This is a genomic window from Streptomyces sp. JL2001, assembly GCF_050917515.1.
In the GTDB taxonomy this organism is placed as follows: Bacteria; Actinomycetota; Actinomycetes; order Streptomycetales; family Streptomycetaceae; genus Streptomyces.
Genome location: NZ_CP169421.1, coordinates 293,724 through 318,954, shown reverse-complemented (window position 1 = coordinate 318,954; position 25,231 = coordinate 293,724). Strand labels below are relative to the sequence as shown.

The 25,231-nt window shown below is 70.8% G+C and carries 27 protein-coding genes and 1 tRNA gene; 14 read left to right on the top strand and 14 right to left on the bottom strand.

Features of this window, described 5'->3' with window-relative positions:
* Window positions 1-8: 8 nt before the first annotated feature.
* The 4 genes from ACE1OA_RS01470 to ACE1OA_RS01455 all read left to right on the top strand — a co-directional run bounded on the left by ACE1OA_RS01470 (window position 9) and on the right by ACE1OA_RS01455 (window position 3,039).
* Window positions 9-1,121: an ATP-binding cassette domain-containing protein gene (locus ACE1OA_RS01470; protein WP_432752073.1), complete on the top strand. Its 1,113-nt coding sequence runs from the start codon at window positions 9-11 to the stop codon at window positions 1,119-1,121.
* Window positions 1,118-2,005, top strand: a complete 888-nt coding sequence (locus ACE1OA_RS01465) for an ABC transporter permease (protein WP_432752072.1) — start codon at window positions 1,118-1,120, stop codon at window positions 2,003-2,005. The genes ACE1OA_RS01470 and ACE1OA_RS01465 overlap by 4 nt, the downstream gene beginning before the upstream one ends.
* Before the next feature lie 115 nt (window positions 2,006-2,120).
* Window positions 2,121-2,197 (top strand) — tRNA-Met (locus ACE1OA_RS01460).
* Between the two features lie 431 nt (window positions 2,198-2,628).
* On the top strand, window positions 2,629-3,039 hold the full coding sequence (locus ACE1OA_RS01455) for an STAS domain-containing protein (protein ID WP_361316105.1): 411 nt from the start codon (window positions 2,629-2,631) through the stop codon (window positions 3,037-3,039).
* Between the two features lie 181 nt (window positions 3,040-3,220).
* On the opposite strand, the gene ACE1OA_RS01450 is transcribed toward ACE1OA_RS01455, so the two are convergent.
* A complete protein-coding gene (locus ACE1OA_RS01450) occupies window positions 3,221-4,342 on the bottom strand; it encodes an endonuclease/exonuclease/phosphatase family protein (RefSeq protein ID WP_432752071.1) in 1,122 nt (373 codons plus the stop codon).
* A 284-nt stretch (window positions 4,343-4,626) separates the two neighbouring features.
* On the opposite strand from ACE1OA_RS01450, the gene ACE1OA_RS01445 reads away from it, so the two are divergent.
* Window positions 4,627-4,965 carry a thioredoxin family protein gene (locus tag ACE1OA_RS01445; RefSeq protein ID WP_386546527.1) on the top strand — a complete coding sequence of 113 codons (339 nt, stop codon included), beginning with the start codon at window positions 4,627-4,629 and terminating at the stop codon, window positions 4,963-4,965.
* A 178-nt stretch (window positions 4,966-5,143) separates the two neighbouring features.
* Here the strand turns inward: ACE1OA_RS01445 and ACE1OA_RS01440 are convergent, their stop codons facing one another.
* A complete protein-coding gene (locus ACE1OA_RS01440) occupies window positions 5,144-5,482 on the bottom strand; it encodes a MerR family transcriptional regulator (protein ID WP_432752070.1) in 339 nt (112 codons plus the stop codon).
* Between the two features lie 771 nt (window positions 5,483-6,253).
* Here ACE1OA_RS01440 and ACE1OA_RS01435 point away from each other — a divergent pair.
* Window positions 6,254-6,613, top strand: coding sequence for a hypothetical protein (locus ACE1OA_RS01435; RefSeq protein ID WP_384867275.1), 360 nt, complete (start codon window positions 6,254-6,256; stop codon window positions 6,611-6,613).
* A gap of 150 nt (window positions 6,614-6,763) precedes the next feature.
* Here ACE1OA_RS01435 and ACE1OA_RS01430 read toward each other — a convergent pair whose 3' ends face one another.
* The 4 genes from ACE1OA_RS01430 to ACE1OA_RS01415 are packed head-to-tail and all read right to left on the bottom strand — an operon-like array spanning window position 6,764 to window position 9,395.
* Complete coding sequence (locus ACE1OA_RS01430; RefSeq protein ID WP_432752069.1) at window positions 6,764-7,009, bottom strand: hypothetical protein; 246 nt, start codon at window positions 7,007-7,009, stop codon at window positions 6,764-6,766.
* 28 nt (window positions 7,010-7,037) lie between these two features.
* Complete coding sequence (locus ACE1OA_RS01425; RefSeq protein WP_384867271.1) at window positions 7,038-7,940, bottom strand: sucrase ferredoxin; 903 nt, start codon at window positions 7,938-7,940, stop codon at window positions 7,038-7,040.
* A 10-nt stretch (window positions 7,941-7,950) separates the two neighbouring features.
* A complete protein-coding gene (locus ACE1OA_RS01420) occupies window positions 7,951-9,156 on the bottom strand; it encodes a cupin domain-containing protein (RefSeq protein ID WP_384867269.1) in 1,206 nt (401 codons plus the stop codon).
* Window positions 9,153-9,395 carry a BatC protein gene (locus tag ACE1OA_RS01415; protein WP_432752068.1) on the bottom strand — a complete coding sequence of 81 codons (243 nt, stop codon included), beginning with the start codon at window positions 9,393-9,395 and terminating at the stop codon, window positions 9,153-9,155. Before ACE1OA_RS01415 ends, ACE1OA_RS01420 begins: the two co-directional genes overlap by 4 nt.
* A 443-nt stretch (window positions 9,396-9,838) precedes the next feature.
* Here ACE1OA_RS01415 and ACE1OA_RS01410 point away from each other — a divergent pair, with 443 nt between their 5' ends.
* Window positions 9,839-11,071, top strand: coding sequence for a PP2C family protein-serine/threonine phosphatase (locus ACE1OA_RS01410; protein ID WP_432752067.1), 1,233 nt, complete (start codon window positions 9,839-9,841; stop codon window positions 11,069-11,071).
* A 212-nt stretch (window positions 11,072-11,283) separates the two neighbouring features.
* Window positions 11,284-11,664: a DUF2690 domain-containing protein gene (locus ACE1OA_RS01405; protein WP_432752066.1), complete on the top strand. Its 381-nt coding sequence runs from the start codon at window positions 11,284-11,286 to the stop codon at window positions 11,662-11,664.
* Between the two features lie 430 nt (window positions 11,665-12,094).
* On the opposite strand, the gene ACE1OA_RS01400 is transcribed toward ACE1OA_RS01405, so the two are convergent.
* From ACE1OA_RS01400 to ACE1OA_RS01390, 3 genes are all read right to left on the bottom strand, one after another.
* Window positions 12,095-13,351 (bottom strand): acyltransferase family protein, encoded by a 1,257-nt coding sequence (locus ACE1OA_RS01400; protein ID WP_432752065.1) that lies wholly within the window; start codon window positions 13,349-13,351, stop codon window positions 12,095-12,097.
* The gene (locus ACE1OA_RS01395; RefSeq protein ID WP_384867262.1) at window positions 13,348-15,498 is read right to left on the bottom strand and encodes a bifunctional polysaccharide deacetylase/glycosyltransferase family 2 protein; all 2,151 of its coding nucleotides are present in this window, start codon (window positions 15,496-15,498) and stop codon (window positions 13,348-13,350) included. The genes ACE1OA_RS01400 and ACE1OA_RS01395 overlap by 4 nt, the downstream gene beginning before the upstream one ends.
* A 183-nt stretch (window positions 15,499-15,681) precedes the next feature.
* Complete coding sequence (locus tag ACE1OA_RS01390; protein ID WP_356608853.1) at window positions 15,682-15,936, bottom strand: hypothetical protein; 255 nt, start codon at window positions 15,934-15,936, stop codon at window positions 15,682-15,684.
* A gap of 431 nt (window positions 15,937-16,367) precedes the next feature.
* On the opposite strand from ACE1OA_RS01390, the gene ACE1OA_RS01385 reads away from it, so the two are divergent.
* Complete coding sequence (locus tag ACE1OA_RS01385; RefSeq protein ID WP_432752064.1) at window positions 16,368-17,312, top strand: glycoside hydrolase family 16 protein; 945 nt, start codon at window positions 16,368-16,370, stop codon at window positions 17,310-17,312.
* 219 nt (window positions 17,313-17,531) lie between these two features.
* Window positions 17,532-18,254: a dienelactone hydrolase family protein gene (locus tag ACE1OA_RS01380; protein ID WP_356608857.1), complete on the top strand. Its 723-nt coding sequence runs from the start codon at window positions 17,532-17,534 to the stop codon at window positions 18,252-18,254.
* A 245-nt stretch (window positions 18,255-18,499) separates the two neighbouring features.
* Here ACE1OA_RS01380 and ACE1OA_RS01375 read toward each other — a convergent pair whose 3' ends face one another.
* Together ACE1OA_RS01375 and ACE1OA_RS01370 are read right to left on the bottom strand one after the other, a co-directional pair.
* Complete coding sequence (locus tag ACE1OA_RS01375) at window positions 18,500-18,946, bottom strand: DUF7674 family protein (protein ID WP_432752063.1); 447 nt, start codon at window positions 18,944-18,946, stop codon at window positions 18,500-18,502.
* 271 nt (window positions 18,947-19,217) lie between these two features.
* On the bottom strand, window positions 19,218-19,613 hold the full coding sequence (locus tag ACE1OA_RS01370) for a hypothetical protein (protein WP_384867255.1): 396 nt from the start codon (window positions 19,611-19,613) through the stop codon (window positions 19,218-19,220).
* Window positions 19,614-20,271: 658 nt separating this feature from the next.
* On the opposite strand from ACE1OA_RS01370, the gene ACE1OA_RS01365 reads away from it, so the two are divergent.
* Window positions 20,272-20,751 (top strand): RICIN domain-containing protein, encoded by a 480-nt coding sequence (locus ACE1OA_RS01365; RefSeq protein ID WP_356608863.1) that lies wholly within the window; start codon window positions 20,272-20,274, stop codon window positions 20,749-20,751.
* A gap of 164 nt (window positions 20,752-20,915) precedes the next feature.
* Here the strand turns inward: ACE1OA_RS01365 and ACE1OA_RS01360 are convergent, their stop codons facing one another.
* From ACE1OA_RS01360 to ACE1OA_RS01350, 3 genes are all read right to left on the bottom strand, one after another.
* Window positions 20,916-21,431: an RICIN domain-containing protein gene (locus ACE1OA_RS01360; protein WP_356777145.1), complete on the bottom strand. Its 516-nt coding sequence runs from the start codon at window positions 21,429-21,431 to the stop codon at window positions 20,916-20,918.
* A gap of 70 nt (window positions 21,432-21,501) precedes the next feature.
* Window positions 21,502-21,861 (bottom strand): hypothetical protein, encoded by a 360-nt coding sequence (locus ACE1OA_RS01355; protein WP_356777148.1) that lies wholly within the window; start codon window positions 21,859-21,861, stop codon window positions 21,502-21,504.
* Between the two features lie 310 nt (window positions 21,862-22,171).
* Window positions 22,172-22,510: a TetR family transcriptional regulator C-terminal domain-containing protein gene (locus tag ACE1OA_RS01350; protein ID WP_384867252.1), complete on the bottom strand. Its 339-nt coding sequence runs from the start codon at window positions 22,508-22,510 to the stop codon at window positions 22,172-22,174.
* Between ACE1OA_RS01350 and ACE1OA_RS01345 the strand changes: the two genes are divergently transcribed.
* The 3 genes from ACE1OA_RS01345 to ACE1OA_RS01335 all read left to right on the top strand — a co-directional run bounded on the left by ACE1OA_RS01345 (window position 22,509) and on the right by ACE1OA_RS01335 (window position 25,190).
* A complete protein-coding gene (locus ACE1OA_RS01345; RefSeq protein ID WP_432752062.1) occupies window positions 22,509-23,102 on the top strand; it encodes a flavin monoamine oxidase family protein in 594 nt (197 codons plus the stop codon). The genes ACE1OA_RS01350 and ACE1OA_RS01345 overlap by 2 nt on opposite strands.
* A gap of 55 nt (window positions 23,103-23,157) precedes the next feature.
* The gene (locus tag ACE1OA_RS01340; RefSeq protein WP_432754024.1) at window positions 23,158-24,498 is read left to right on the top strand and encodes an aldehyde dehydrogenase family protein; all 1,341 of its coding nucleotides are present in this window, start codon (window positions 23,158-23,160) and stop codon (window positions 24,496-24,498) included.
* 143 nt (window positions 24,499-24,641) lie between these two features.
* Window positions 24,642-25,190, top strand: a complete 549-nt coding sequence (locus ACE1OA_RS01335; RefSeq protein WP_356608895.1) for a YciI family protein — start codon at window positions 24,642-24,644, stop codon at window positions 25,188-25,190.
* Window positions 25,191-25,231 lie beyond the last annotated feature (41 nt).

Below are 25,231 nucleotides of genomic sequence, written 5' to 3'. Positions count from 1 at the left end.
ACCCGACCATGCAGCCACACGCCGGTGACGGCGCTCGCACCCGCGTACCCCTCCTGACCGCCGCCCCCGCGCGCCCGGACACCACACCGTCAGCTGCCCGGCCGGTGCACGCGATCAGCACGCGTGGTCTGGTCAAGAGCTACGCGGGCCCGGACGGGACCACCACCCACGCCGTACGCGGCCTGGACCTGGACGTGCTCCAAGGCGAGACGTACGCCTTCCTCGGCCCCAACGGCGCGGGGAAGTCCACCACTCTCGCCCTGCTGTGCGCCCTGGCCCGCCCCACCGCCGGACAGGCCACGGTGGCCGGCGCCGACGTGCTCGCCCGGCCGGACCAGGTACGACGGCGGGTCGGGATGCTGTTCCAGCACAGCGCCCTGGACCCGGACCTGACCGCCGAACAGAACCTGCACATCCACGCACGCCTCTACGGACTGCGCCGTCGCCACGCCCGCCTGCGCACCACCGAGATGCTCGACATGGTCGGACTGACCGACCGGCGGCGTTCCCTGGTACGCACCCTGTCCGGAGGCATGCGGCGCCGCCTGGAGCTCGCCCGCGGCCTGCTGCACGCGCCCCGGGTGCTGTTCCTCGACGAGCCGACCACCGGACTCGACCCGCACGCCCGCGCCCAGGTCTGGGAGCACCTGCGCGCACTGCGCGACCAGCACGGCAGCACGCTCTTCGTCACCACCCACTACCTGGAGGAGGCGGAGAACTGCGACCGCCTCGGCATCATCGACCACGGCCGGCTCGTGGCCCAGGGCACGCCCCTCGCGCTGAAGGCCGCGATCGGGGACGACCGGGTGGCCCTGCGCACCAGCGACGACGCGGCGGCACGACGGGTCGTGGGCCGCACCGCGCCGCCGGGCCTCGCCGTCACCCTGGACACCGAAGGGGTGTCCCTGCGGGTGCCCGACGGCAGCGCCTGGATACCCCGCCTGTGCGCGGCACTGGAAACCCACGGCATCGCGGTGCACGCCGCGTCCGCGACCCCTCCGACACTCGACGACGTCTTCTTCCACCACACCGGCCGCAGCATCCACACCCCCCGGCCCCACCCGACACCGCCCGCCCCGGCTCCGGACGGCACCGCGGCGGCGACCGAGGAGTCCCCGTGAGCGCACCCGCACTCCCCGCCTCGGCCGCCGCCACCCCTGACGACTCCGGCGCCTCCGGTGGCGCCGGCCGTGAGCCGGCAACCCGCCTGCGCCACGAACTGCGCGCGGTCCACGCCCTGGTCCACCGCGACCTGTTGCGCCTGTGGGCCCAGCCCACCCACACCGCCCTGATGCTGCTCCAACCGGTGCTGTACCTCTTCATCCTCGGAGGCGGCCTGGCCGCCCTGATCCCCGGCTCCTCCCTCGGAGTCGGCTACCAGACCTACCTCTTCCCCGGCATGCTGATGATGACGGTCCAGACACCGGCCGTCATGGTCGGGATCCGCCTGATCACCGACCGGCAGAGCGGCTACCTGCGCGAACTCCTGATGGCCCCGGTGAGCCGGCCCACCCTTCTGCTCGGCAGCTGCGCCGGCGGCACCATCGTCTCCACGGTCCAGGGCGCCGTCCTGCTCGGCCTCGCCGGCGTCGTCGGCCTGCCCTACGACCCGCTGCTCCTGGCCCTGCTCCTCGCCGGCATGATCCTGACCTCGTTCACCATCACGTCCCTGTCCCTCGCCCTGGCCGTGAGCCTCGACCGGCCCGAGGTCTTCCACGTGCTGCTCGGTCTGGTGATGATGCCGCTGCTGTTCCTCTCCGGCGGCTTCTTCCCCCTGGAGAACCTGCCGGGCTGGGCCCACACGCTGGCCGCCGCCAACCCGCTCGCCTACGGAGTGGACCTGCTGCGCCGCTGCATCGCCCTGCGGGTCCCCGACCAGGCAGCCACCGCGGGCATCGAGTGGGCCGGCCGGCAACCTCCCCTGCTCCTGGAGGGCACCCTCCTGCTGGCCGCCGGAACCATGGCCCTGCTCTGGGCGGCCCACCGCTTCAGCCGCCCCGAATGACCCCCGGCCGCCCGACCGAGTGCTCTCCGGGCGCACGGAGATCCCACCCGCCGGTGCGCCGCTCGAGAAAAGGTTGTCGCCGTGCGGGTCCCGCCACGTAGGCTGGTGTCACCGACGCGGGGTGGAGCAGCTCGGTAGCTCGCTGGGCTCATAACCCAGAGGTCGCTGGTTCGAATCCGGCCCCCGCTACCAAGGACAGGGGCCCGGCACCGCCGGGCCCCTGTCGCTCGTCACCCCTCACGGGTGCAACAGGGCTCGGGGCGCCGGGTTTCGCCGAGGGCGCGCCCCGCGCGACGACGGACCCGGACGGTCGCCGCCGTGCGCGGGAGATGGTGCACCGGGGCGTCGTACCGGTGAACAGGTCACGACGCGACGGCCGTTCCCCGCGTCGCGCTCGGCGTGCACCCGACCGGACTGGCTGACCTGCAGATGTGACTTTGCTCCGCGAGAGGAGGAGGGTGGGGGGAGCGACCGGACCACATCCGGGTCGCTGCCGGCGACCTACCTTCCCGCCGGCGGCGATGTCGCCCTGAAACCAGGCCACGACGCCTGACACTCGCGGAGGACAGCGAGAACGCACTGCGGAGGGTTCTCCCATCAGTGCAGGAGCGAGGTGCATCACCGTGCCCGACCGAACGCCCCCCTCAAACGTCCCCCGCCCGCAACTCTTCCTCGTCGACGGCGCACCGGCATGGCAACCCAGCCGCGGGCGTGCCCTCGTCCGCTACGCCCCGACCGGCTGCCCGGCCACGGCCGTCCTGTGCATGAGCGGCGAGTTCGACTTCGGGACCGTCGGCTGCCTCCACGAAGCGCTCGACTCCGTGCGCTCCTCCCGGACCGAACGCGTGGTCCTCGACCTGGCCGGAGTCGAGTTCGCCGACGCGGCGCTCGTCCACGAACTCACCACCGCCCACCACCTGCCGGGCCGGCTCATCCTCATCGGCCCGCTGCCCAGGCCCGTGCGCCACGTCCTGGACCTGACCGGCACCCGGAACCTGTTCCACATCGAACTGGACCAGACCCTCGCGGCCTGACGGCGCGGGCCGCTCCTGACCATCGCGAACGGTCAGATCGAGGGTCCGTCCCGGAGACCGCCGGCGTGCGCATCGGAGCCGATGTCCGCCGGAGGGACGAGGGAGGGCCGGCCGTCCGTCCGCTGGCCGCCCGGTGAGCTGTGTCCTGGGGAGGCGACGCGGCTCCGGCCGGCGGCAGTCGTCACCAGCTGATGCCGGCCGCCACCGGCAGATGGTCGCTGCTCGTGGCCGGCAGCACCCACGACTTCTTCGGCTCCACGCCCCTGACCAGGATCTGATCGATCCGCGCCATCGGGAAGGACGCCGGCCAGCTGAAGCCGAAGCCGGCTCCGGCCGCCTCCTGGGCCGAGTGGAGCCGGGAGGTGAGGCCGTCGAACGCGCGGTCGTCGGTGGTGCCGTTCAGGTCGCCGAGCACCACCACCCGCGTGTTCCGCTCGGCGGCGACGGCCTTGGCGAGCGCGACCGCGCCCACGTCGCGGGAGTCCGTCCAGAAGCCGTGCCGGGGCATCAGCCGCACCGAACCCAGGTGCGCCACGTACACCGCCAGCGGCCCGTGGTCCGTGGCCACCGTGGTGCGCAGGGCCCGGGGCGGGTCCACGGGGAGGTCCTCGGCACGCCGCGTCTTCGCCAGCGGCCCGACATTGCCTCGCAGGACGTCGACCGGCCGGGAGTCCGACAGCGGCAGCTTGCTCCACAGCCCGACCGTGCCCTGCACCGTGTGGTGCGGGTATGCCTCCGCCAGTTCTTTTCCGTACGCGACCGTGGCCTGCGGGGTCATCTCCTGGAGCGCCAGCAGGTCCGCCCCGGAGGCGGCCAGATCGCGGGCGGTGCCGACCGGGTCGGGGTTCTCGGCGTTGACGTTGTGGCTGACCACGGTGAGGTCGCCGCCCGGCCGGGACTTGTCGAGGAGCAGTCCGCCGAAGAGGTTCAGCCACGCCACGACCGGCAGCAGCAGCGCGACCCCCGCCGCGGCGGAGCGGCGCCACAGCGCCCCGCCGAGGAGCACGGGGACGAACAGGCCGAACCAGGGGAGAAACGTCTCCACGAGGCTGCCGAGACCGCCCCGGTCCGTGATCTGCGCGTGCAGCAGCATGAGCAGGCCGAGTACCAGCGCCGACGCCGCGAGCAGCCGGCCGCGCTGCCACGGGCCCGGCTCGGCGAGACTGCGGATCGCCCGCCGGACACGCGCGCGCCGGGCACCCGAGCCGGTGCCCCCGCGAGCGGAGCCGCGCCGCCCGGCCCGGGCCGTGACCGGGCCACCTTCGCCCTGACGGGGCTCGTTCTCGACGATCGACGCTCGCATGCTCCGAGGGTACGAGTCGCCCCATGTCGTCGGCGTATCGTCGACCTCCTCGGGGATCGCCTGACGGTTCAGCACGATCCTGCGCGGAGGGGCCGGCGGTGACGGGTCATGGTCCATGCGCTCACTGAACACGGAAGCCCGTTGCGGGGACGTATGCGATTTTCGATATGCCCGCGACACACGGAACCCCGGGCATCCCATGACGGAGCCGGCCGGGCCCGGTCCGCCGCACCCACCCGGGAGATGATGGGACGGTGAGACAGAACACGAGGTCAGGAGCTTCCATGGCGCAACGGGTGCATCAACCCCGTGAGGATGCGGAGTTCGATTTCATCCTCAGGATGAGCCGATCCCCGGTCCTGGCGTACTTCATCGGGACGTGGCCCAAGGCGATCGACCCCTGCCGGGCGATGGACCTGGTCATGGGTGGCATCGCCGACGAGTACACGGGCCGCGTGGCGGTCGTCCGCACGGACATCACACGCTGTCCGGCCGTGACCGAGCGATACGGGATCACCGGAGCCCTGTCCTACGTGCTGCTGAAGGAGGGAAAGGCGGTGGCGCACGGCGCGGGGCCTGCGACCGACGTCGAGGTCCGGGGCTTCCTGGACGGTCACCTCTGACGGTGGCGAGGCACCGAGCCCGCCCTGAGGCCCGGTCCGGGCGGACGGGCCGTAGCCGACCGACGGCGGCATGAGAACCGGCGGGGTGCGGAGGCGCTTCGCGGCCGGTCCGCCCCAGCCGCGCCCCAGCCTCCGCCCCGCTCGCGACGTTCGTGAGCAGCGGGCGGCGCGTACCGCTTCAGTCCGCGGGCGGCGGGTCGGCCGCTTCGGCTGCGCGGCGGTATTCGGCGTTGATGCGCTGGGCTTCTTCGAGTTGGTCCTCCAGGACCACGATGCGGCAGGCGGCCTCGATGGGGGTTCCCTGGTCGACCAGTTCCCGAGCCCTGGCGGCGATGCGCAGCTGGTAGCGGGAGTAGCGGCGGTGGCCGCCCTCGGAGCGCAGCGGGGTGATCAGGCGGGCTTTGCCGATGGCGCGGAGGAAGCCCTGGGTGGTGCCGAGCATCTCGGCGGCCCGGCCCATCGTGTAGGCGGGGTAATCGTCGTCGTCGAGCCGGTCGTACGAGTCGTCTGCTGTCATCTGCACCTCTCTCGTGGAACGCGTTGAGGGGCCCTGGTGCCGTACGGCACCAGGGCCCCGAAGGAACTACTACACCACCTGCCGGCCCTGACACTGCGCCGGCGTTCTGTGTCCGCGGGCCCGACCTGGCTGCTGTCGGGGGTGCGGGGATCGCGGTTGCTTGACCGGAGACCACCTCACTATCGATGTCCTGCGGTACCCGGGCTCACGACTTCCACCCGGGCGATCCTGATGGCGCGGTTCCTCCGTTCTTCCCTCGGTGATCGAACTGACTTCACTGCTGGGTACTGCGTACTGCGCTCACGGGTACCGCGTCTGTCATGACCGCGGACCCGCGCCGGCGGCCCCTGATCACTGCGGGCCACCCGGTCCGGCCGTCAGTCCCGTCGCCGTCCTGCAACAACCCTGGCTTCGAAACTCCACCGCCGCACCGTCCTGCGAACTGCAACCACCTGTACTGCTGCTACTGCCGGCAGTTCGTCTCTGCCAGGCCCTGCTGTCTCTCTGAGCTACGAGAGAAACCATAACCACGCCACCGCCCAATGTCTACTCTCGCCGACATAGATTTTTGCCTGTTCGGCAGCGAGGTAATCGAACTCGAACGGTCACGCGAACGGGCGTGTGCTACACCGGCGCCGGGCAGCGGATCCGCCGGAGCGATCGTGATCACCCGGCGCCTGTGGCGGGAAGGCGGTGACATGGCGGTGACTGCCCCCCTCGCTCGACGGCGCGCCGCCTGAGGAAGCGGGACAGCCCGTAGAATCGGCTTTCATGTCGAAGCCTGACGAGCTGCTCGTTGACGTCGCTGCGCTGGTGGAGTCCGAGCAGAGCAATCAAATGTCCCTGACCGTGGTTGTCGGCGGCGCCCTGATCACCGGTCGGCTGGCGCCCGAAGCGGTGTGGAGGCAGCGGGTGTCGGAGGTCCTGGCGGACTCGGTCCGACTGCGCGAGTTCTCCGGCGTCTTCACCACCACGACACGCGAGGACGGGCCGCCCACGCATCTGCACTTCCACATGGCCCGGATCCTCCAGGGCACGGTGGGAATCCCGGAGACGGGCGGGATGTACCGCGTCTCGATCGCCGATGTCAGCGCCTGGACCATGGGGGACTTCAGCTACTCCGATCACTGACTCCAGTCCGTCGATGATTCCCCGCACGCTGCCGGATTGTCGTCCTCAGGGTGAGGGGAGAGGCGTTTCCCATGGCCATGGCGGATGATCGCCCTGGCTGTCCCGGGGGCGGAGCGTCGGCCCTGTGCCGCCCCGCCCCCCTTCCATCCCCTACGACTTCGTGAGCGTGCAGGTGTAGGGGTCACCGCCGGAACCAGCGTAGGGCTCGATGTCGGCGTAGTAGGTGCCGGTGCCGGTGCCGGACGCGGTCCGGGTCAGGGAGACGGACTCGTCCGTCCCGCTGCCGTCGTTGACGGACCGCTCGAGCGTGCCGCAGGCGGAGTCCAGCAGGTAGAGGTTGAAGCACGGCGAGGACGTCGCACGGCGTGTGGGCTCGTCTGAGGACCCCGACCCCACCTGACCCCGACCCCACCTGCACGTCAAGTCACGTCGATCCGACGTGCAGCGACGCGATCTCGTAGTACGCCGCCGAGGCGGGGGAGAGCCCGCGGCAGGTCAGCCGATGGGGCGACGTCCGGTGGCCGTGGACCTCGACCTCGAAGGTCGACAGCCCGGCGAGGCGGCCGGCCACGCGGATCCGCCAGCATCGGTCCGCGCGGACCGTCCCCTCGATGACGTAGTCGTGCCGGCCGGCCGGACCCGCATGCCGCAGCACAGCGGACAGCGCGACCTGCTGGGGCGGCGTGAGGTCGGTGTACCCGCGCAGGTGATCCGCGTGGATGCGGTCCGCCAGGTGCTCTTCGACCGTCGTCGTCGCCGAGGAGGCGTCAAGGTTGCCGTAGTAGACGCCGTCGGGTGCGACGACGACGCTGGCGGCGAACCGGTCGCCTCCCACATGGGTGCATTCCCAGACCAGGTCGGGCCAACGATCGCTCAGCGCACGTCCCACCGGACGGCCGCGGACGGCGCAGCACGTGTCGTGCAGGCCGTGGGCGCAGACGAGGACGACGGGTGGGCGATCCCGTTCGCCGGGCGCGTCCAGGGCGTCGACGATCTGTGCCAGGTCCTCGTCGCTCTGCCAGGTGCCCCACGCCTGACGGTGGGTGCCGTCCCTCTCGTGCCGCAGGACGGCCCAGCGCGGCGGACCGTCCGGCCGGCGCCGTCCCTGACGTCTGACGAGCAGGATGCGGGCCCGCACCGCCTGGGCGGCGGAGTACACCCGCGCCTTGACACCGGGCTCCAGACCGAGGCCGTCGTACCCGTCGGTCGGCCAGCCGGCCCGGTACTCGATGAGGATCCAGACCAGGCCGTACGGCGCTGTGCCCGCGAGCGCGTCGCCGCGGAGGCGAGCAGCCTCGGCGCAGAAGAAGCGCTCTTGAGCCGTCATGTCGCCCGCTTCATGTCGTGGCAGCCACCAGTACGCCCGCGCGCAGGAGTCGTTCGACGAAGGGAAGGCCGAGGTCGCCGGCCCTGTGGACGTCCCCGTCGAGGATTCTGCGCGCCGACGGGAGGTCGGTCTCCGGGATGTCCAGCCAGCCCACGCGGGTGGTCAGGCGCCCGTCGTCGAGACGTGCTTCCAACGCCTCGCGAAGCCGCACGGGCGCATCACCGGCGAGGTTGTCGACGGCCGCGAGCTGGGCCAGCGGCCCCAAGGGCGCGGGGCGTGACTGGCTGCGGCGGGCGCGATGGAACAGGGGCGTCGGATCGGCCTCGGCCAGGGCGGCGACGAGACGCGCGCGCACGAAGGCGAGTTCGTCGTCCGGTCCGGGCACGCCCAAGGGAAGGGAGCCGCGCATCTCGGCGTCGTCACGCAGCAGGGCGAGGGCAGCCTGCGCCAGCTGTTCCGCCAGGGCGTGCCGCGTCCAGTTGTGGACGCCGAGCGTCAGATGGATCGACACGGAGCCCTGCGCTTCGGCGGAGTGCAGCCACCCCCGCGGCAGGTAGAGGACGTCGCCGGGCTCGAGCACGGTGTCCAGGCAGGGCTCTCCCCGGGCGGCCTCGGCGACCGCGGCGCGGTGATCGGTCCAGGGCTGGTCGCGCAACGGTGCCGGGTGTACGGGCTCGTGGACGGTCCAGCGCTTGGTGCCGGCGATCTGCAGGACGAAAACGTCGTGGACGTCGTAGTGATCGTCGAACCCGCGGTTCTGCGGCGGGGTGACGTAGGCATTGGCCTGCACCGGGTGGCCCAGCTCCGTGCCGAGTCGGGACACGAAGTCCGTGATCGGTTCCCACGTACGCTGCAGCGCTTGCAGGACCAGGGTGTCACCGCCGGCGAAGGCCCGCCACACAGCGGTGTCGTCGAGCTGATCCGCGATCGTCGCGCCCACTCCCGCGGAGCAGGTGAACGACGACTCCGGCCGGGTGGAACCGTCCTTGGCGACGCGGAGGAACGGCGTGCGCAGCCCGCGCCGGGAGATCAGTTCGTCCACCGCGGCCGCCGAGAAGAGATCCGAGAAGTCACCGGCTCCGGGTGTGTGCAGCGGAGCGTGCCCCCAGACGTCCCGGGCGAACTCCTCGCGGCTGAGGCCGATCAGACGCGCTTCGAGGACACCGCCCCCGGTCTCGGACGCGGTGTCCCGAAGCGTCGCGGAAGTGGTGCTCAAACGCCGCCGTCCGCACCGCCGTCGTGCTCTCCGGGGGTGCCGGCCGCGCCGCCGTCCGCGGGTCCCTCGGCTCCTCCGTCGGCACCGCCGTCGTGCTCTCCGGGGGTGCCGGCCGCGCCGCCGTCCGCGGGTCCCTCGGCTCCGCCGTCGGCACCGCCGTCGTGCTCTCCGGGGGTGCCGGCCGCGCCGCCGTCCGCCGGACCTTCCTGCTGGGTCGGGTCCTGCTCGGGGTGAGTCATGCGTTCCTCCTGGGATCGGACGAGGGGAGCGTCCCGCTCGGAAACCTCCAGTCCTCCTTACAAGCTTGCTCACGCAGGTACGGGCGGCAACCGGAGCGCGACGCGCAAGGGGCTGTGGCGGGGCACCCCGCGTCGGCCGGAGGCGATGCCGTGCAGCGCGGAGTCGTTCCGGGACGGGCGACGATCCCAGTCGGTCGCGGCGACGCTGGGCAGCATGCGCGAAGCCACTGCCGACCCGGACAGGACCTAGGCGGCGGCGCGTCTGGACGTGACCGTCCGCGCGCTGCACGGCACGAGCCGCCGGGGTGTCGGCTGCCACCGTCGCCCGGCTGCCGCGGCGACGTCGGACCGGCGTGATCCCGTGCCATCGGGTCGGATCGTCCCGTCCTGCCTATGGTGGGAGGGGTGCAAGATCGCAGCGGTCCCGTGCAGGCAGGTGAAGCGTGCGTCCCACCGACATCGACTTCGAGGCGGTCTTCCACGCCCTGCCGGGAGCCGTCGCCCTGCTGACCGCGGACCTCGTCTTCGCCGAGACCAACGAGGCGTATCTGGCTCTGTCCGGACGCACGCGTGAGCAGGTGGTGGGCCGCTATCTGTTCGACGTGTTCCCCGACAATCCCGGCGACCCGGCCGCGAGCGGCATGCGCAACCTGCACGCGTCCCTGCGGAGGGTCGTGGCCGGCGGGGAGAGCGACAGCATGGCCCTGCAGCGCTACGACGTGGAGGACCCTGACCGGCCGGGGGTGTGGGAGGAGCGGTACTGGAGTCCCGTCAACGTCCCCGTGTTCGGTCCGGGCGGCGAGCTGGTACTGGTACTGCACCGGGTGGAGGAGGTGACCGAGCTCATCCGTGCCCGCGGGACCCGCGGTGGCGGTGACCGTGCCCGGGTCCTGGAAGCCGAGCTGTACACGCGCGCACGCGAACTCCAGGAGCTCAACCAGCGCCTTCGCGACGCCCACGCCCGCGAACGCGAGGTCGCGCTGCACCTCCAGCAGGCGATGCTGCCCGCGCCCGTCCCACTCGACCACCACCGTGCCGCCGTGCGCTACCGCCCCGCAACCGGCTCCCTCAACGTCTGCGGTGACTGGTACGAGGTGATCGACATGCCCGACCGCGGCCTCACCGCCGTCGCCGTCGGTGACGTCGTCGGGCACGGGCTGCACGCCGCCGGCGTCATGGGTCAGCTCCGCAGCGCCCTGTCCGCCGCCTGCAGGGTCGCGGCCGGCCCCGCGCAGGCCCTGGAAGCGCTCGACCTGTACGCCCGCTCCGTCGACGGCGCGGAGTCCACCACCGCTGTGTCGGTCTTCATCGACTGGGCCGGGCGCTCACTCACCTACAGCAGCGCCGGTCACCCGCCGCCCGCGCTCGGCCACCCGGACCGCACCGTCACGTTCCTCGACCGGGCGACCGACCCCCCACTGGGCGCCCGCCCCGAACACGTATCGCGCCCCCAGACCACGACCGGGTTCACCCAGGGCTCCACTCTCATCCTCTACACCGACGGCCTCGTCGAACGCCGCGGCGAGGACATCGACAGAGGTCTCCAGCGGCTCGCCGACTCCCTCACCCGCCACCGCACCGCCGACCCCGACAACCTCGCCGACTCCCTCCTGAGAGACCTGATTCCGCCGGCCGGCATCACCGACGACACCGCCCTCGTCGTCCTCCGTCTTTGAGAGCCGTGCCCGACGCCGGGCATGGTCACGCTGACGACTTTCCGCACCGAGCGTCTCAGCCTTGCCCCTCCAGGGTGAGGCCGCTCGCCCGGACGGTGCGAAGTCTCCTCTTGACAGCGGCGGTTGGCTGCATCAGTCTCTGCGCACCGTTCATGGACATGGGGGGATACATGGCTTCGCTCAAGAGGGCAGCGCTTCGACTGCTTCTGGTCATGGCAACCGTGCTCGGCAGCCTGACCTTCACCACAGGCCAGGCGAATGCCGTGAGTTGCTACGGATGGACATGCGACGGCCGTGATCCGCAGGGACTGTGCAGCGGAGACGCACGCACCGTCCTCTCCACCACCACTCCCCTCGGTGTCCGGGTCGAGTTGCGGTACAGCCCCACGTGCAGAGCCGCCTGGGCCCGTGTCACCAATGCCTGGCCCGGAGACTTCGCCGATGTGGACAGCAACGGCGGCACGTCCTACACGGCGACCGTCGCATCCGGTCACGACGTCTACACACTCATGGTGGACGACGTCAATCCGCTCAAGGCGCGTGCCTGCGGGGGCGCGAGCCTCAGCGACATGAGATGCACGGGCTGGTTCTGACCGACGGTCTCGAAATGAGATGCAGGTGCGGGTCGAAGGGGATCACGCTGTGAGAGCACGCTGCTCCCGCAAGCGAACGGAGCCCGCGCCGAAGGCAACGCCCTCCGGCGCATTCCAGTCGGTCACGTTCGCGGTCTGGCGTGACGGTCCCTCTTGTCGAGACCGGGCCTCCCTCCGGTACTCCGTCGATCCGGGAGATCTGCCGGCACTACCCGGACGCGGCGCCGACCCCTGAGGATGTTTCTTCAGGAGATCCCCTGGCGCACCGACCAGCGCGAGATGTGAAGAGCTACCGGTGACTCCACCGACCACCAGGTCGTCACCGGTCGTTCCCGGCCCCGGCCACCGCCTGCCCCCGCGTTCGTCGTGACCGCCGGCCGGATCGTCCCCGGGAGCAGGCGCGGGGGTGCCGTGATCCTCGCGTCCCCCGTCAGCCCGCGGCCCGGCGCCTGCCCCGCAGGCGGCGCGGGTACGGGAAGAGCCGTGGTGAGCGCTTGGCAGCCACGTCCTCGACCCAGCCGAAAATCAGCACCAGCAGTCCGAGCAGCGGGATCGCCACCAGCAGCGTGAACCACGGGCTGGCCAGCAGCCACGGGAGGTTCTCGTAGAAGAAGGGGACGCGCCAGAGGGGGTCGATCAGCGGGACGGCGATCACCAGCGCGGCCTCGTGCCAGAGGTAGACGCTGACAGCGCGTGCGTTGAGCAGGCTGACCAGGCCGTTCCAGCGTTTCAGCGGCCTGGGCCACTGTTCCCAGGACGGGCTGATGTGGAGCAGGATCGCGACGAAGCCGAAGGACCACAGGGCCTGGGCGATCGGCCAGGCCTCGATGTTGGTCGGCTCGGTCGGATCGACCGGCCGGGTCTGCAGGTACCAGAGACCGGCCACCATGATCAACGGCGCGATGGAGGGCAGTACGTACTGCGGGATCTTCTTGAGCAGCCCCTCCTGGTGCGCCATGCCGAGGATCCAGCAGGAGCCGAACAGGGTGAAGTCGCCGGCGGTCTCCCAGACCCGGCCGTAGACGAACTCCTGGTCGACGAAGAACGTGTTCAGGGCGATCGACAGTGCGAGGGGGGTGAACAGCGTCACCACCGGAAACCGTCGCAGAGCCCAGAGCATCAGCGGTGAGAGCAGGACGTACCACAGGTAGGCCCGGAGGTACCAGAGAGGGACGACGATCTGCGCCGCCCAGGTGTGCCCCACCACGTGGAAACCGGGCAGGTCGTCCGCGTACGGGGGAGTGCTCAGGGGCAGGATCCAGAACGCCAGCTTGGCCCACCACCACGTGGGGTGGCCGTCGGAGGCGGGGCCCCAGCCGTCGAGGATCTGAAGCGTGACGATGACGGCGCCGAACAGCCACATCGGCGGCAGCAGCCGGCGCAGTCGGCCGCGGATCACGCCGGGAGCGGGACGGCTGAGCGAGCGGGTCATCAGCGAGCCGGCCAGCGCGAACATCACGCCCATCGACGGGAAGACGAGGGGCAGCCAGAACCAGCCGAAGTTGTGGTACAGCACCACGCGGACCAGCGCCAGCGCACGCAGCAGGTCGAGGTAGCGGTCCCGGCCGGCCTTGAGCGTGGAAGGTCCCTCCCCCTCGGGCTGAGGCTCCGGCCGCAGATCGGCGGGGACTCTCAGCCGGATGGTGTCGTGGGCGCGCTCGAACTCGATGGATGCGGTCACGGTCATGCCTCCACCGGTGCAGCGACCTCGCCGGTGCGCCGGAGCTTCTGCCAGCGCAGTCGGCCGCCGGTCATCGCCGTGATCGCGGACTGCAGCAGGACGATGTACATCAGCTGCCGGTAGACCAGCTGCTGGATCGGCAGGCTGATCAGATGCCAGGGCTTCTCGCCGTCGAGCCGGAAGGCGTACCAGGACAGCGCGCCCTGGAGCAGGATGAAGCCACCCCAGCTGGTGAGAGTGATCGGGGCGTCCCCGAAGAACACGCCGTACAGCAGGAACAGGTCGACCAGCGGCGCCAGCAGCGGGGCGACCACGCCGAACAGCACGACGAGCGGCAACCCGATTCGGCCGAAGCGCCCGGCCGGGCCGCGGGAGGTCACCGCGCCGCGGTGCTTCCACATCGCCTGCATGCTGCCGTAGCTCCAGCGGTACCGCTGGGACCAGAGCTGCTGGAGGCTGGCGGGAGCCTCGGTCCAGGCGCGGGCGCGCTCGGCGTAGACGATCCGCCAGCCGTCGCCGAGCACCGCGATGGTGATGTCGGTGTCCTCGGCGAGGGTGTCGTCGCTCATCCCGCCGACCCGTTGCAGGGCCTCCCTGCGGAAGGCGCCGACCGCACCGGGGATGGTGGGGATGACGTTGAGCATGTCGTACATCCGGCGGTCCAGGTTGTGGCCGAGGACGTACTCGATGTGCTGCCAGGCGCCGATCAGGCTCTCGCGGTTGCCGACCTTGGCGTTGCCCGCGACCGCGCCGATCGCCGGGTCCCCGAAGGGCTGGACCAGCTCGCGCACGGTGGACGGCTCGAAGACGGTGTCGCCGTCCATCATCACGATGATGTCGTGCGAGGCGGCGGCGATGCCGACGTTGAGGGCGCTGGACTTGCCGCCGTTGACCTTGCGGATCAGCCGGACGAACGGCAGGTTCATGTCCTCGACGATGTCCGCGGTGCCGTCCGAGGAGCCGTCGTCGATGACGATCACCTCGATCGGATAGTCGCTCGCGGCCAGGGAGTGGAGGGTGTTGGCGATGCACTCGCGTTCGTTGTAGGCCGGGACCAGTACGGTGACCCGCTCGGTGACGGGCGGCCCCCAGGCGTCCCGCCGCCTGGAGCGGCGGGCGTGGAGCGGTGCGAGCACGAGCATCAGCGCGAACCGGCCGAAGTTGAGGAAGCCGACGAGGGCCAGCAGCCCGACCAGCACCGGCAGGGTGTGCACGGCGACCTGGGTGGCCCAGATGAACCCCTTGCCCGCCCACAGCTGGGCACCGTGCACCGGCACGTTGGCGCTGGAGGCGCCGAGTGCCTCGGAGATGGTGGTGAAGCGGTAGCCCTGGGCCTGCAGCTTGTCGATGATCTGCACCAGCGCGGCGATGGTCTGGGTGCGGTCGCCTCCCGCGTCGTGCAGCAGGATCAGCTCGCCCGCACCGGGCCTGGACGGCATCGCCGCCTTGACGATCTCGTCGACGCCGGGACGCTTCCAGTCGTCGGTGTCGCGGTCGATGAACGCGGTGAGGTAGCCGCGCGCGCCCAGGTACTTGATCACCGGGTAGTTCCAGTCGTCCAGCGCCGAGGCGTCGGAGGAGTACGGCGGGCGGAACAACGCGCTGTGGACGCCCGCGACGCCGGCCAGCGCCAGCTGCGTCTGTGCCATCTCCCAGCTGATCCGGGCGTGGGACTGGTACACCAGATCGGGGTGGGTGAAGGTGTGCACGCCGATTTCGTGGCCGCCCGCGACGATCTGCCGGATCAGCTCCGGGTTGCGCGTGGTCATCGCGCCGGTCACGAAGAAGTCCGCACGGATGTTGCGGGCCGCGAGCACCTCCAGGATCTTCGGGGTCCACTCCGGCGAAGGACCGTCGTCGAAGCTCAGAACCACGGTGCGGTCGGGGATGTGGTAGCTCACGGGACGCGCGTTGTTGGCGCCACGCGCGTCGATGATCGGACCACCCTTGAGCAGGTTCTCCGGCACGGTCGTCTTGTCGACCGAGATGGCGATCCGGTCGTCGTGGAACGCCTCGTTCGTGGCGAGGCCACGCAGGACCAGGAGCGCGAGCAGGCAGGCCAGCAGGGACAGCGGCATGAAGAAGCGCAGCGGCGGCGCGGCCAGTCGGCGCGGCCTGAGCAGGGACTGCCGGCGGCGCTGGTGGCGGGACAATGGCGCTCCTGGAGATGGGTGGTGCGGTCGATCAGGGGTGCTTGGTCGGTCGGCCCGAAGGCATTGCCCCGTGCGGCGCGGTGGTGGTGGGTTGCGATGCGGTGGCCGATGTCTTCGGCCGGGGTGTCGCGGACCGCGCGGCGTCCGAGGTGGGGACGGCGTCCGAGGCGAGGGCGACGAGCGTTACGGGGTGGGCGACAGCGACGGCACGGGTGGGGACGACGGGGCGGACGACCCTGGGAGTTGCGTGGGTATGCCCATCGCCGGGGCATCCGCCTGCACACCGATCAGGCTGCTGCCCATGGCGACGGCCAGGATCGCGCCGACCACGGAGACCGGCCAGCCGAGGCCCCGCAGGAGACGGCCACGCAGCCCCGACTGGTCGACGAACACCGGCGCGGGAGCGGGCTCGGACTCCTCAAAGCTGGACCCGTACATGTCAGGCGATGTCTGGCGCGCCGATCCGCGTTCGACGGAGGTGATGACTGGGCGCACCTTGCGAGGCCTTTCAGTGCAGGGTACGTAGACCGTGGGTTGGCAGGGCGAACGCTAGTGCACCCCGCCTTCACGAATTGAGTTCGATGTGAGGATTTGGTGCGATCTGCGAACGCGCTGTAACCGGATTGCAATGCTCCGCTACGTTTCACGGCCCACCACGGGCAGCCCCTTTCCGGAGCTCCTCACGCCGCACCACGGTCGGGCACCGCATCGCCCACCGAGCGCCGGCGCCCCTTTCCCGGCACCCGTGACCACCTGCACGACTCCGTCCGGGCCGTCGTTAGGATGACCCCCTCGTGACCGCTCGTCGACATCGACCTTCTTGCAAAGAGCGTGTCCAGGTACCGCCTCTCACCCCCCCAGGAGCCCGTGTGAGCCAGCCCCGCCGCACCTCTCGTCGCCGCGCGTGGACCGTGCTCACGCTGCCGGCCCTGCTCTGCGTACTCGCCGCGTGTTCCGGCGGCCCCGTCTCCGGCAAGGGGGCCGGTGGCGCCGCCCCCCGCGCCTCGGAGACCCCGTCCGGGCCGCCGGGAACCCTGTTCGACAACTTCCACTACAGCGGCCCCGACGACCCCTCGCTCGCCGCCAACGGCTGGCAGGTCCGTACCGGTGGGGGTGGCCCGGGGATCAAGGACACCTGGTCCACCGCGGGTGCCAGCTTCCCCTCCGACGCCACCGCCCAGGGGGGCAGGATCCTGCAACTGCAGTCCTCCACCGACGGCACCGTCCAGGGCACCAGGCAGGTCGAGGTGCAGAGCACCGGCACCAGCCTCTTCACCGGGACCTTCGCCGCCCGGGTCCACTTCAGCGACAAGCCCACCAGCGGTCGCGACGGCGACCACGTCGTCGAGACGTTCTTCCCGATCTCCGCCTCGGATTCCTCGACGAAGTACAGCGAACTCGACTACGAGTACCTGCCGAACGGCGGCTGGGGTTCGGTGGGCCCGCAACTCGACACCACGAGCTGGTACAAGGCCGATCCGCCGGACCGGGTGACCCACGCGCTCAAGCGGCACCTGGAGGGATGGCACACCCTGATGGTCACCGCCATGGACGGAAAGGTCACCTACTCCCTCGACGGCAAGAAGCTGTTCACCAGCTCCGGCAAGTACGTCCCGCGCGAGAAGATGGACATCCACTTCAGCAACTGGTTCATCGACCTTCCCTTCACCGGTGGCACGCGCACCTGGGACATGAAGGTCAACTGGTTCTACTACAAGGCCGATGAGGCCGTTTCCGAGGCGGATGTCCAGAAGGCGGTCGACGGCTTCTACGGCGCCGGCACCAACTACGTCAACACCGTGCCGAAGTCCTGACCCCGTCCGGACTCAGGGGGCGTCGCGCCACGGAGCCCGCGCAGGAATCCGATGGCGCGAGCACGGCGGGCACTGCTACGTTTCCGGAGGCCGTGCGAGAAGTCGAGGAGGTGGTACCCGTGAACGCAGTATCGACATGGGTGCTCCCCTCCGGGGTCACGGTCGGGCGGTAGGTCGTCCGGGAGCACCGTTCCAGAGTGCTCCCGAAAGGCACGACCCATGCAGTTCACTTCCCGACAGCGCCTCGGCGACGGCGTCGTCGAACGCGAATTCACCCTCGGCGAGATCCCCGGCACCCTGTGGACGCCAGAAACCGCCGCACCGGCCCCGCTGATCCTGATGGCCCACAACAACGGCCTGCCCAAGGGGGCGGCCCGGCTGGTGGCCAGGGCCCGTCACTCCGCGGCGCACGGCTACGCGGTGGCCACCATCGACGCCCGTGGCTGTGGCGACCGGCCCCGTTCCGCCGCCGAGGAGCAGGCCCGCGCCGACTTCCAGCGCGCGATGCAGGCCGGCGGGCCGGTCGACGAGATCTTCGAGTCCTTCGTCGGCCCGCTGGTCGAGAAGGCGGTACCGGACTGGCGGACCACCCTGGACGCCCTCCTCTCCCTGCCCGAGATCGGCGGCCCGGTCGGCTACTCGGGGTGGACGGCCCTCGGGATCCGCCTTGCGGTGGTCGAGCCGCGCATCGCGGCCGCCGGCTTCTTCGCCGGGGGTTACGTGCCCCGCGCCCAGCGCGAGGAGGCCCGGCAGGTCACCGTTCCGCTGCTCTTCCTGCTGCAATGGGACGACGAAGGCAACCCCCGGCAGCGGGCCCTGGACCTGTTCGACGCCTTCGGCACCAAGGAGAAGACACTGCACGCCAACCTGGGCGGGCACACCGGCACCCCGTGGTTCGAGGTGGAGGACGGGAACCGGTTCTTCGGCCGGCACCTGACGTGAGGCCGGGCCGCCGGGCCGACCGCGGACGATGTGATCTGTGGAGCGTGTCCCGAACGAGCCACTCACTTCCTTCGGGCCACTCCCGTACCTCGCCCGCTCTGAGACCGACGGCTTCGGCAAGGTCATGAACCTCGAGCGGTTCGCCCTCGACCGACCGGCTCGGACGACGCGGAATGCCGAAGTGGCGCCCGGTGGGAACCGGGCGCCACTTCGGCGTCTTCCTTCCGTACCGCTACCGCTGCTGGTCAGAGGGACGGCAGGCCGTCCTCGTAGCCCTCGACCTCATAGTTCCTGAGCATCTTGGAGACGGGCTCCCTGAGGTTTCCCCGGAGGAACGGGACCGCGTTGTCCAGGTACTCACGGGCGTCGAGGAGGCTCTCCAGGACCTGGAAGTACACCGCGCCACGGGTGTACTCGGTGTCCACTTCGTAGACCTCTTCGACGAAGCGGAAACACCGCCTCAGCAGGTCCTCGTCCCGCTCCGGCGCCGCCAGGGCGGGCTGGAGGACGGGCCTGACCAGACCGTCGAGCAGGATCCCGTAGAGGTCCAGGTCGGTGTCCGAGGCCGGCAACGCCTCGATCGGCGCGCCCCCGTCCCCGTCTGCGTCCTCGTTCTCGTACATCTCCTCGAGGCCGGCCCTCGTCTCGGGAATCCTGTCGAGCAGCTGCCGGAGGAAATGGTCCGCGATCATTCCTGGTCACCCCTTCTGTCAGGCCACGACGGGAGCGGGACATCCGTCGCCGAAGAGCGCACAGCGGACGCTGTATCCCGTGTACACCGGGACCACGGTCGGAGCCGCGGTTGTGACCGAAGCCGACGGCATGTGATCCGAACGAAACCGAACGAAACGGCCCAGGACGCCGCTCACCGAGGACCGCTCCCGGCCGCCCTCGGCTCTCCGCACCGCGGGTCCCCGCCGACGCGGCGGGGGCCCGTGCTGCCCGGAGCCATGAACTGGCCGTTCAGCAGGGGGTGAAGAGGGTCGCGTCCGCGTCGTCGAGGATGAATCCGTTGTCGAGGCGGACGCGGAGCCTCACGCGCGGCTCGGCTTTCTGGTGGGCGATCCAGTCGGATTCCAGGGCGCCCACCTGCTCTTCCAGCTGCTTCCGGCTCCCGGGAGGCATCTGGGAGCCGAAGTCGTCGAGAAGGGACTTGAGGCGCAGGTATTCGCGGACCTGCCGGCTCGGTTCCAGCGCGAGTGCGTCCGCCCGTTCCACGGTGCCTTCGGAGCCCGCTGCCAGGGAGAAGGACCCGACGACGGCATCCGCCGAGGTGAACGTGCCCTCGGCCGGCTCCACCTGTCCGGCCAGTCGGAGGTCCGCCGCAAGCTTCACCCGGGAGCCCTCTTCGAGCGCCATCGATCCCTCGTCTCTTCGGTGGTTCGGGGCCGGGGCCGCGCGTGAACCCTGGTCGAGCCATTATCCGCATCTCGCGTCGGCGGAGGCACGGACGACGCCCGGGGCGACACTCGGTGCGGTGTCCCCGCCCTCATACCCGAGAGCCTGGCGGCCCTCGACGGGGCACGGCATCATCGCGAAAGCCTCCCGGTGGTCGCGTGCGGCGTTCACCGCGGGGCGGCGTCCCGCGGCGACTCCGTGCACCGCCTGAGTCGGCCGGAAGCTCCGGGGTCCGGAGCGGCCGCCGCGGTTCGCCGGTGAGCGTGGGCTCCTGCCAAGCGAGCGGGCCGACATCGGTGCTGCCCCGATCCGTGCGTTCTCTCGGCTCGGGGATGTTGCGCTCAGTGCACAGAAACCTCGCATGCCACGCACACCGTCACAGTCCGCCCGATCCTAGATTCGCTGGTGGCGCGAAGCCCGTCCCCGCGGTGAACACCGCGACATGGGCCTCGGCCTGGTCCGGTGACGAAAGGCGGGTGCGTCGCCGGGCAGTGGCCCGGAAAGCCGCTGCGCAACCGACCCGAGGGCTGCGCAGGTCGAGCGGACGAACGGGCGCTCACCCCTCTCACCCGCCACCCCAGCCGGCAGGGCCGGGAAAGACCTTCGAGGAAGACCGAAAATGATACGCAAGGCATCAGCCCTACTCATCTCACTGCTCACCGTGCTCGGCGTCAGTGTCCTGTCGACCAGTACGGCCCACGCGGCCGGCAACCGGCTCTACAACCTCGGCAACTGTGCCACCCCCGAAGGCAACGGCACCTCCAACGGAACCGTCATCACCGTCTGGTCGTGCACCGGCAGCAACCTGCAGAACTGGCACTGGCTCAACCAGCACATCGTGCACGACGTCAGCGGCAAGTGCCTCACCCCCCGCGGCAACGCCTCCGCCACCAACGGCGCAGTCCTCACCCTGTGGACCTGTGACTGGAGCGACACCAGCCCGCAGGTGTTCGTCGGCAACAGCGGTCGGACGTGGACCAAGTTCGGCGGCAAGTGCATCACGAACAAGGGCAACTCCTCGGCCGACGGAACCTGGCTGACCCTGTGGACCTGCAACCCTGAGTTCAACACCGCCCAGGCCTGGGGCCTCGTCTTCTGACGAGCCCCGTCGCGGGGTGAGAGCGGTCCACACTCTCACCCCGCAGTCCCGGCCCCGGCCGCGGGGCCGTTGCTCGGGACGTCATCGACCACCGAACCGTGGGGTCGAAGCGTCCCCGGCAGCAGGGCGGGCCCTGATGAGCCCGCCCGTGCCACGAACTGCCGCTACGCGTAGTTGAAGACCCACTGCTGCTCGGTGGGGTAGTCGCTCGCGCAGCGCCACAGGGTGAGGTAGGTGCCGTTGGCGTGGCTGCCGCCCTTGTTCGTCAGGCAGCGGTAGTCCGGACCCGAGTAGGCGGTCCAGGTCCAGCCCTGGTCGTAGTCGAACAGCTGCGGGTGGTTGTCGCCGGTGCCGGCGCAGGTCCACAGCGTCAGGACCGCACCGTCGGTCTTGTAGCCGTTGCCGTACGGGGTGAGGCACTTGCCGCTCGCCCTGTTCACGATCTGGTAGCCCGAGCCGCCCACCCGGATCTCCCAGTGCTGAAGCGGCGAACCGGTGCAGTCCCACAGGGTGATGATCGTACCGTTGGAGGTGCCGTTGCCCTTCGGCGTGGCGCACTTCCCCGAGTACTTGTTCTTCAGCTCGTGCCACGTCAGGGCGCTCGCATCAGGAGCGGTCGAGACGTTCATGGCGAACACGGCCAGGAGAGCCGCGAGTACGGCGAATATCGACTTACGCATGATCAACTTTCTCGGATGAAGCGCGCCGGCGGCGCTTCCTGTGACTCGTCACGGAAGGGAGGGGGTGTGGTCAGGAGTAGACGGTCGTCCAGTCGCCGCTCTGCGAGGTGGGTACCCACGCGTTCGTCTCTCCGTAATAGGTGGCGAAGGAGCAGGAGTTGTTCTTGTAGAAGGTGACGGTGACCTCGCCCTTCCACCACCAGCCGCCGACCCAGGTGTCCTTGCTCGGGGTGGCGAAGCATCCCGACGCGACGTCGCCGTTCTGGTTGTGGCCCTCGATGCGGATGGAGTAGACGAGGCCGCTGTTGTCGTGGAAGCGGATCTGCTGGCCGTTCGACGCGGCGAACGACTGGCCGGCGGACCCCAGCACTCCGGCGAAGGCCAGGGCGACGGCCCCGCCGGCGGTGGCAGCCTTCTTGATCAGACTCATCTTTTCTCCATGAAAGGGAACTCGGCCTCTCGCGGGGACGCGAGGAGGCATGGAGACACGGCTGTCACGGGCCGCCGCACTCGATGGTGCGCCGGTCACCAGGCTGGGGCGCCGCCCCAGTGGATCCGTTCACGCTCCGGTGTCTCCAGAGGTGAACTTAGGACCGAGCGGCGCGTGGTGGTGTTCGTGGCGTGCAGGGATTCTGTGCTCTGCGTGCCGCGCGGCGACCAGGGAGAACGCACGAGGTGCGGGAAGGACGACCCGTGGGCTCCGTGACACGCCCGGCTGCCCGGCGCCCGCGACGCCCGGTTCAGACCTCCGGGAACTCCGGGGCGATCCCGAGGGCGGGGGCGATCGTCCCCCAGATCGTCGACCGGGCCGTCGCCAGATCGACCCTGGGGTCGTCCAGCATCACGCGAATGCCGAGCCCGTCGCAGAGTGCCAGCACCAAGGTGCTGAGCGCGGGGACATCGCACTCCTCGAACTCCCCCGACGCGATCCCACGTTCGACCGCCCCGGCGACCCAGGCGTGCAGCTGGTCGTACAGGTCGACGGCGAGATGACGCGCCGCCGGGTCGCGCTGCGCGCGTACCCACAGTTCCTGCCAGAGCTTCCAGTCCTGACGGAGCTCCTCGTCCGTCGGCAGCATGCTGCGCAGGATGCGGGCGAGCAGGATCCTCACCGCCCGCGCCGTCGTCAGCGCCCTGCCGGTCGGACCCCTCCGGTCGGTCGCGGTCACCGGAGTGTCCGACGAGCGCCTCGCCTCGCTCCACCGGCAGCGCCACGCGGTCGCCGCCAAGTTCGTCGCCGCCTACGAGGAGCCGTTCTGGCGCGCCCGTGGACTCAGCGGCCTCTCCGAATCCGAAGGGGTCCTCGGCAGCACCTGGCCCCAGAGCGAGGGCATCCTCTCCGCGCTCGTCCCGCCCGAGCGGTACGGCGTGCTTCTCGGCATGCCGCCGGCGCTGCGCACCGTCGAGCTGCTGGCCGAGATGGCCCGCCTCTACGGCGAGGAGGCGCACCGGCCCCTCGCCACGTACCTGCGCACGTGGGGCACCGACCCGTGGACCCAGGGCTATGTCACCCACTGGACCCCCGGCGACGTCATGGCCGTGGGACCCCGCCACGGCACCCACGAACCGCCGTTCTACGTCTGCGGATCCGACCAGTGGGTGGCGGGCTACATGGAAGGCGCCGTACGCACCGGCCGTGCGGCGGCGAAGGAGGCACTGACCCGTGGCTGACACGCTCGCGAACCACATCGGGGGGAAGGACCGCCCCGCCGCGTCCGGCCGGACCATGGAACTGGTGGACCCCGCCACCGGCGAGGTCCACGGCCACGCCCCCCGCTCCGGCCGGGCCGACACCGACGCGGCCTGCGCGGCGGCCGCAGCGGAGTTCCCGCACTGGTCGGCGACCACGCCCGCCACCCGCCAGCGGGCCCTGCTCGGCATCGCCGACGCCATCGAGGCACACGCCGACGCCCTGGTCGAGGCCGAGTGCCGGGACACGGGCAAACCGGCCGAGCGCTTCCGCGAGGACGAACTCCCGGCCGTCGTCGACACGGTCCGCTTCTTCGCCGGAGCGGCGCGGACGCTGCCGGGCAGCGCGGCGGGGGAGTACACCGAGGGCCGCACCTCGGTGCTGCGCCGCGAACCGGTCGGCGTATGCGCCCAGATCACCCCCTGGAACTACCCGCTGATGATGGCGGCCTGGAAGATCGCCCCGGCTATCGCGGCCGGGAACACCACCGTGCTCAAACCCGCCGACACCACCCCCTCGTCCGCGGTCCTCCTGGCCCGCATCGCGGCAGGGCACCTCCCACCGGGCGTTCTCAACGTCGTCTGCGGCGACCGCGACACCGGCCGGGCGCTCACCGCGCACCGGGACGTCGCCCTGATCGCCGTCACCGGCAGCGTACGGGCAGGTCAGGAGATCGCCGCCGCCGCGGCCGCCGGCCTCAAGAGACTGCACCTGGAGCTCGGCGGGAACGCCCCGGTCATCGTCCACGACGACGTGGACGTGGAGTCCACCGCCACGGCACTCGCCGAGGTCGCCTACTACAACGCCGGCCAGGACTGCACGGCACCCAGCCGCCTCCTGGTCCACGAGCGCGTGTACGACGCCTTCCTCACGGCCTTCGCGGCCGCGGCCGCCACCCCCGCCCATCGCGAGGCCGCCTTCGGTCCGCTGAACAACGCGACCCAACGGGCGGCGGTGGAAGCCCTCTTGCGTCGCCTCCCGCCCCACGCCGAGATCGTCACCGGGGGAAGAGCCCTCCCCGGCCCCGGCTGGTTCCACCAGGCGACGGTCGTGGCAGGCGTCCGCCAGGAGGACGAACTGGTCCAGGAGGAGACGTTCGCCCCCGTGGTGACGGTCCAGCCCTTCCGCACCGAGGAGGAGTCCCTGCGCCTGGCCAACGACGTCCGTTTCGGCCTCGCCGCCGGCATCTGGACCACCGACCACGACCGCGCGATGCGCGCCACCCGCGCCCTCCGCACGGGCATCGTCTGGGTCAACACCCACGGCACCACCGTGTCCGAGATGCCCCACGGCGGCATCGGCCACTCGGGCTACGGCAGCGACCTCTCCCTGAACGGCCTCCTCGACTACACCCACCCCAAGCACGTCATGCTGTGACCTCGGACATCCTGCTCCGAGCGGGGCGGACGCAGGAGGCCCCGGACCTGCTCGTCCCGCACGCTGACGCCGGGTGGTCGTCGAGCAGCCGTCACGGTGAAACCCGCTCGACCTGGTTGCCTCCGTGAGGAGATCATTCGGGCATGGAGTTCCTCTGTTACCACCGCGACCGGCCCGGATCGTCGCCGCTGCGCCACGAGCTGCTGGAAGAGCACTGGTCGTACATGGACCAGTACGCGAAGGAGATGATCGCCCGGGGACCGACCCTCGCCGACGACGGAGACACACCCACCGGCAGCGTGCACATCGTCGACCTGCCGGATCCCGCCGCCGCCCGCAGGTTCGCCTTCGACGAGCCCGGCTACCAGGCCGGCGTCTACCGGGACGTGCTGCTGCGGCGGTGGAACAACATGCTCGGGCGCACGATGTGGGACTTCCCGGGCGGCCGGACCGGCGGCAACCGGTACCTGGTCGTAGGCCTCGGCGCGGGACAGCCCGCCGACCTCGCGGTGCCGTCCGACGGCGACGAGCTGATCGCCTACGGGCCGCTGCTGTCCGATGACGGCGCCGGCTGGCTGGGCACGGCGGCGTTGGTCCGTGCACCGGACCCGGACACGGCACGCGCCGTCCTGACCGCGGACCGGTATGCCGACATCGAGGTCCACAACTGGCGGTTCGGCGGGCGGCCATGATGGCGATCAGGGGCGAGTCGGGAACGGATCGCCCGGCGGTC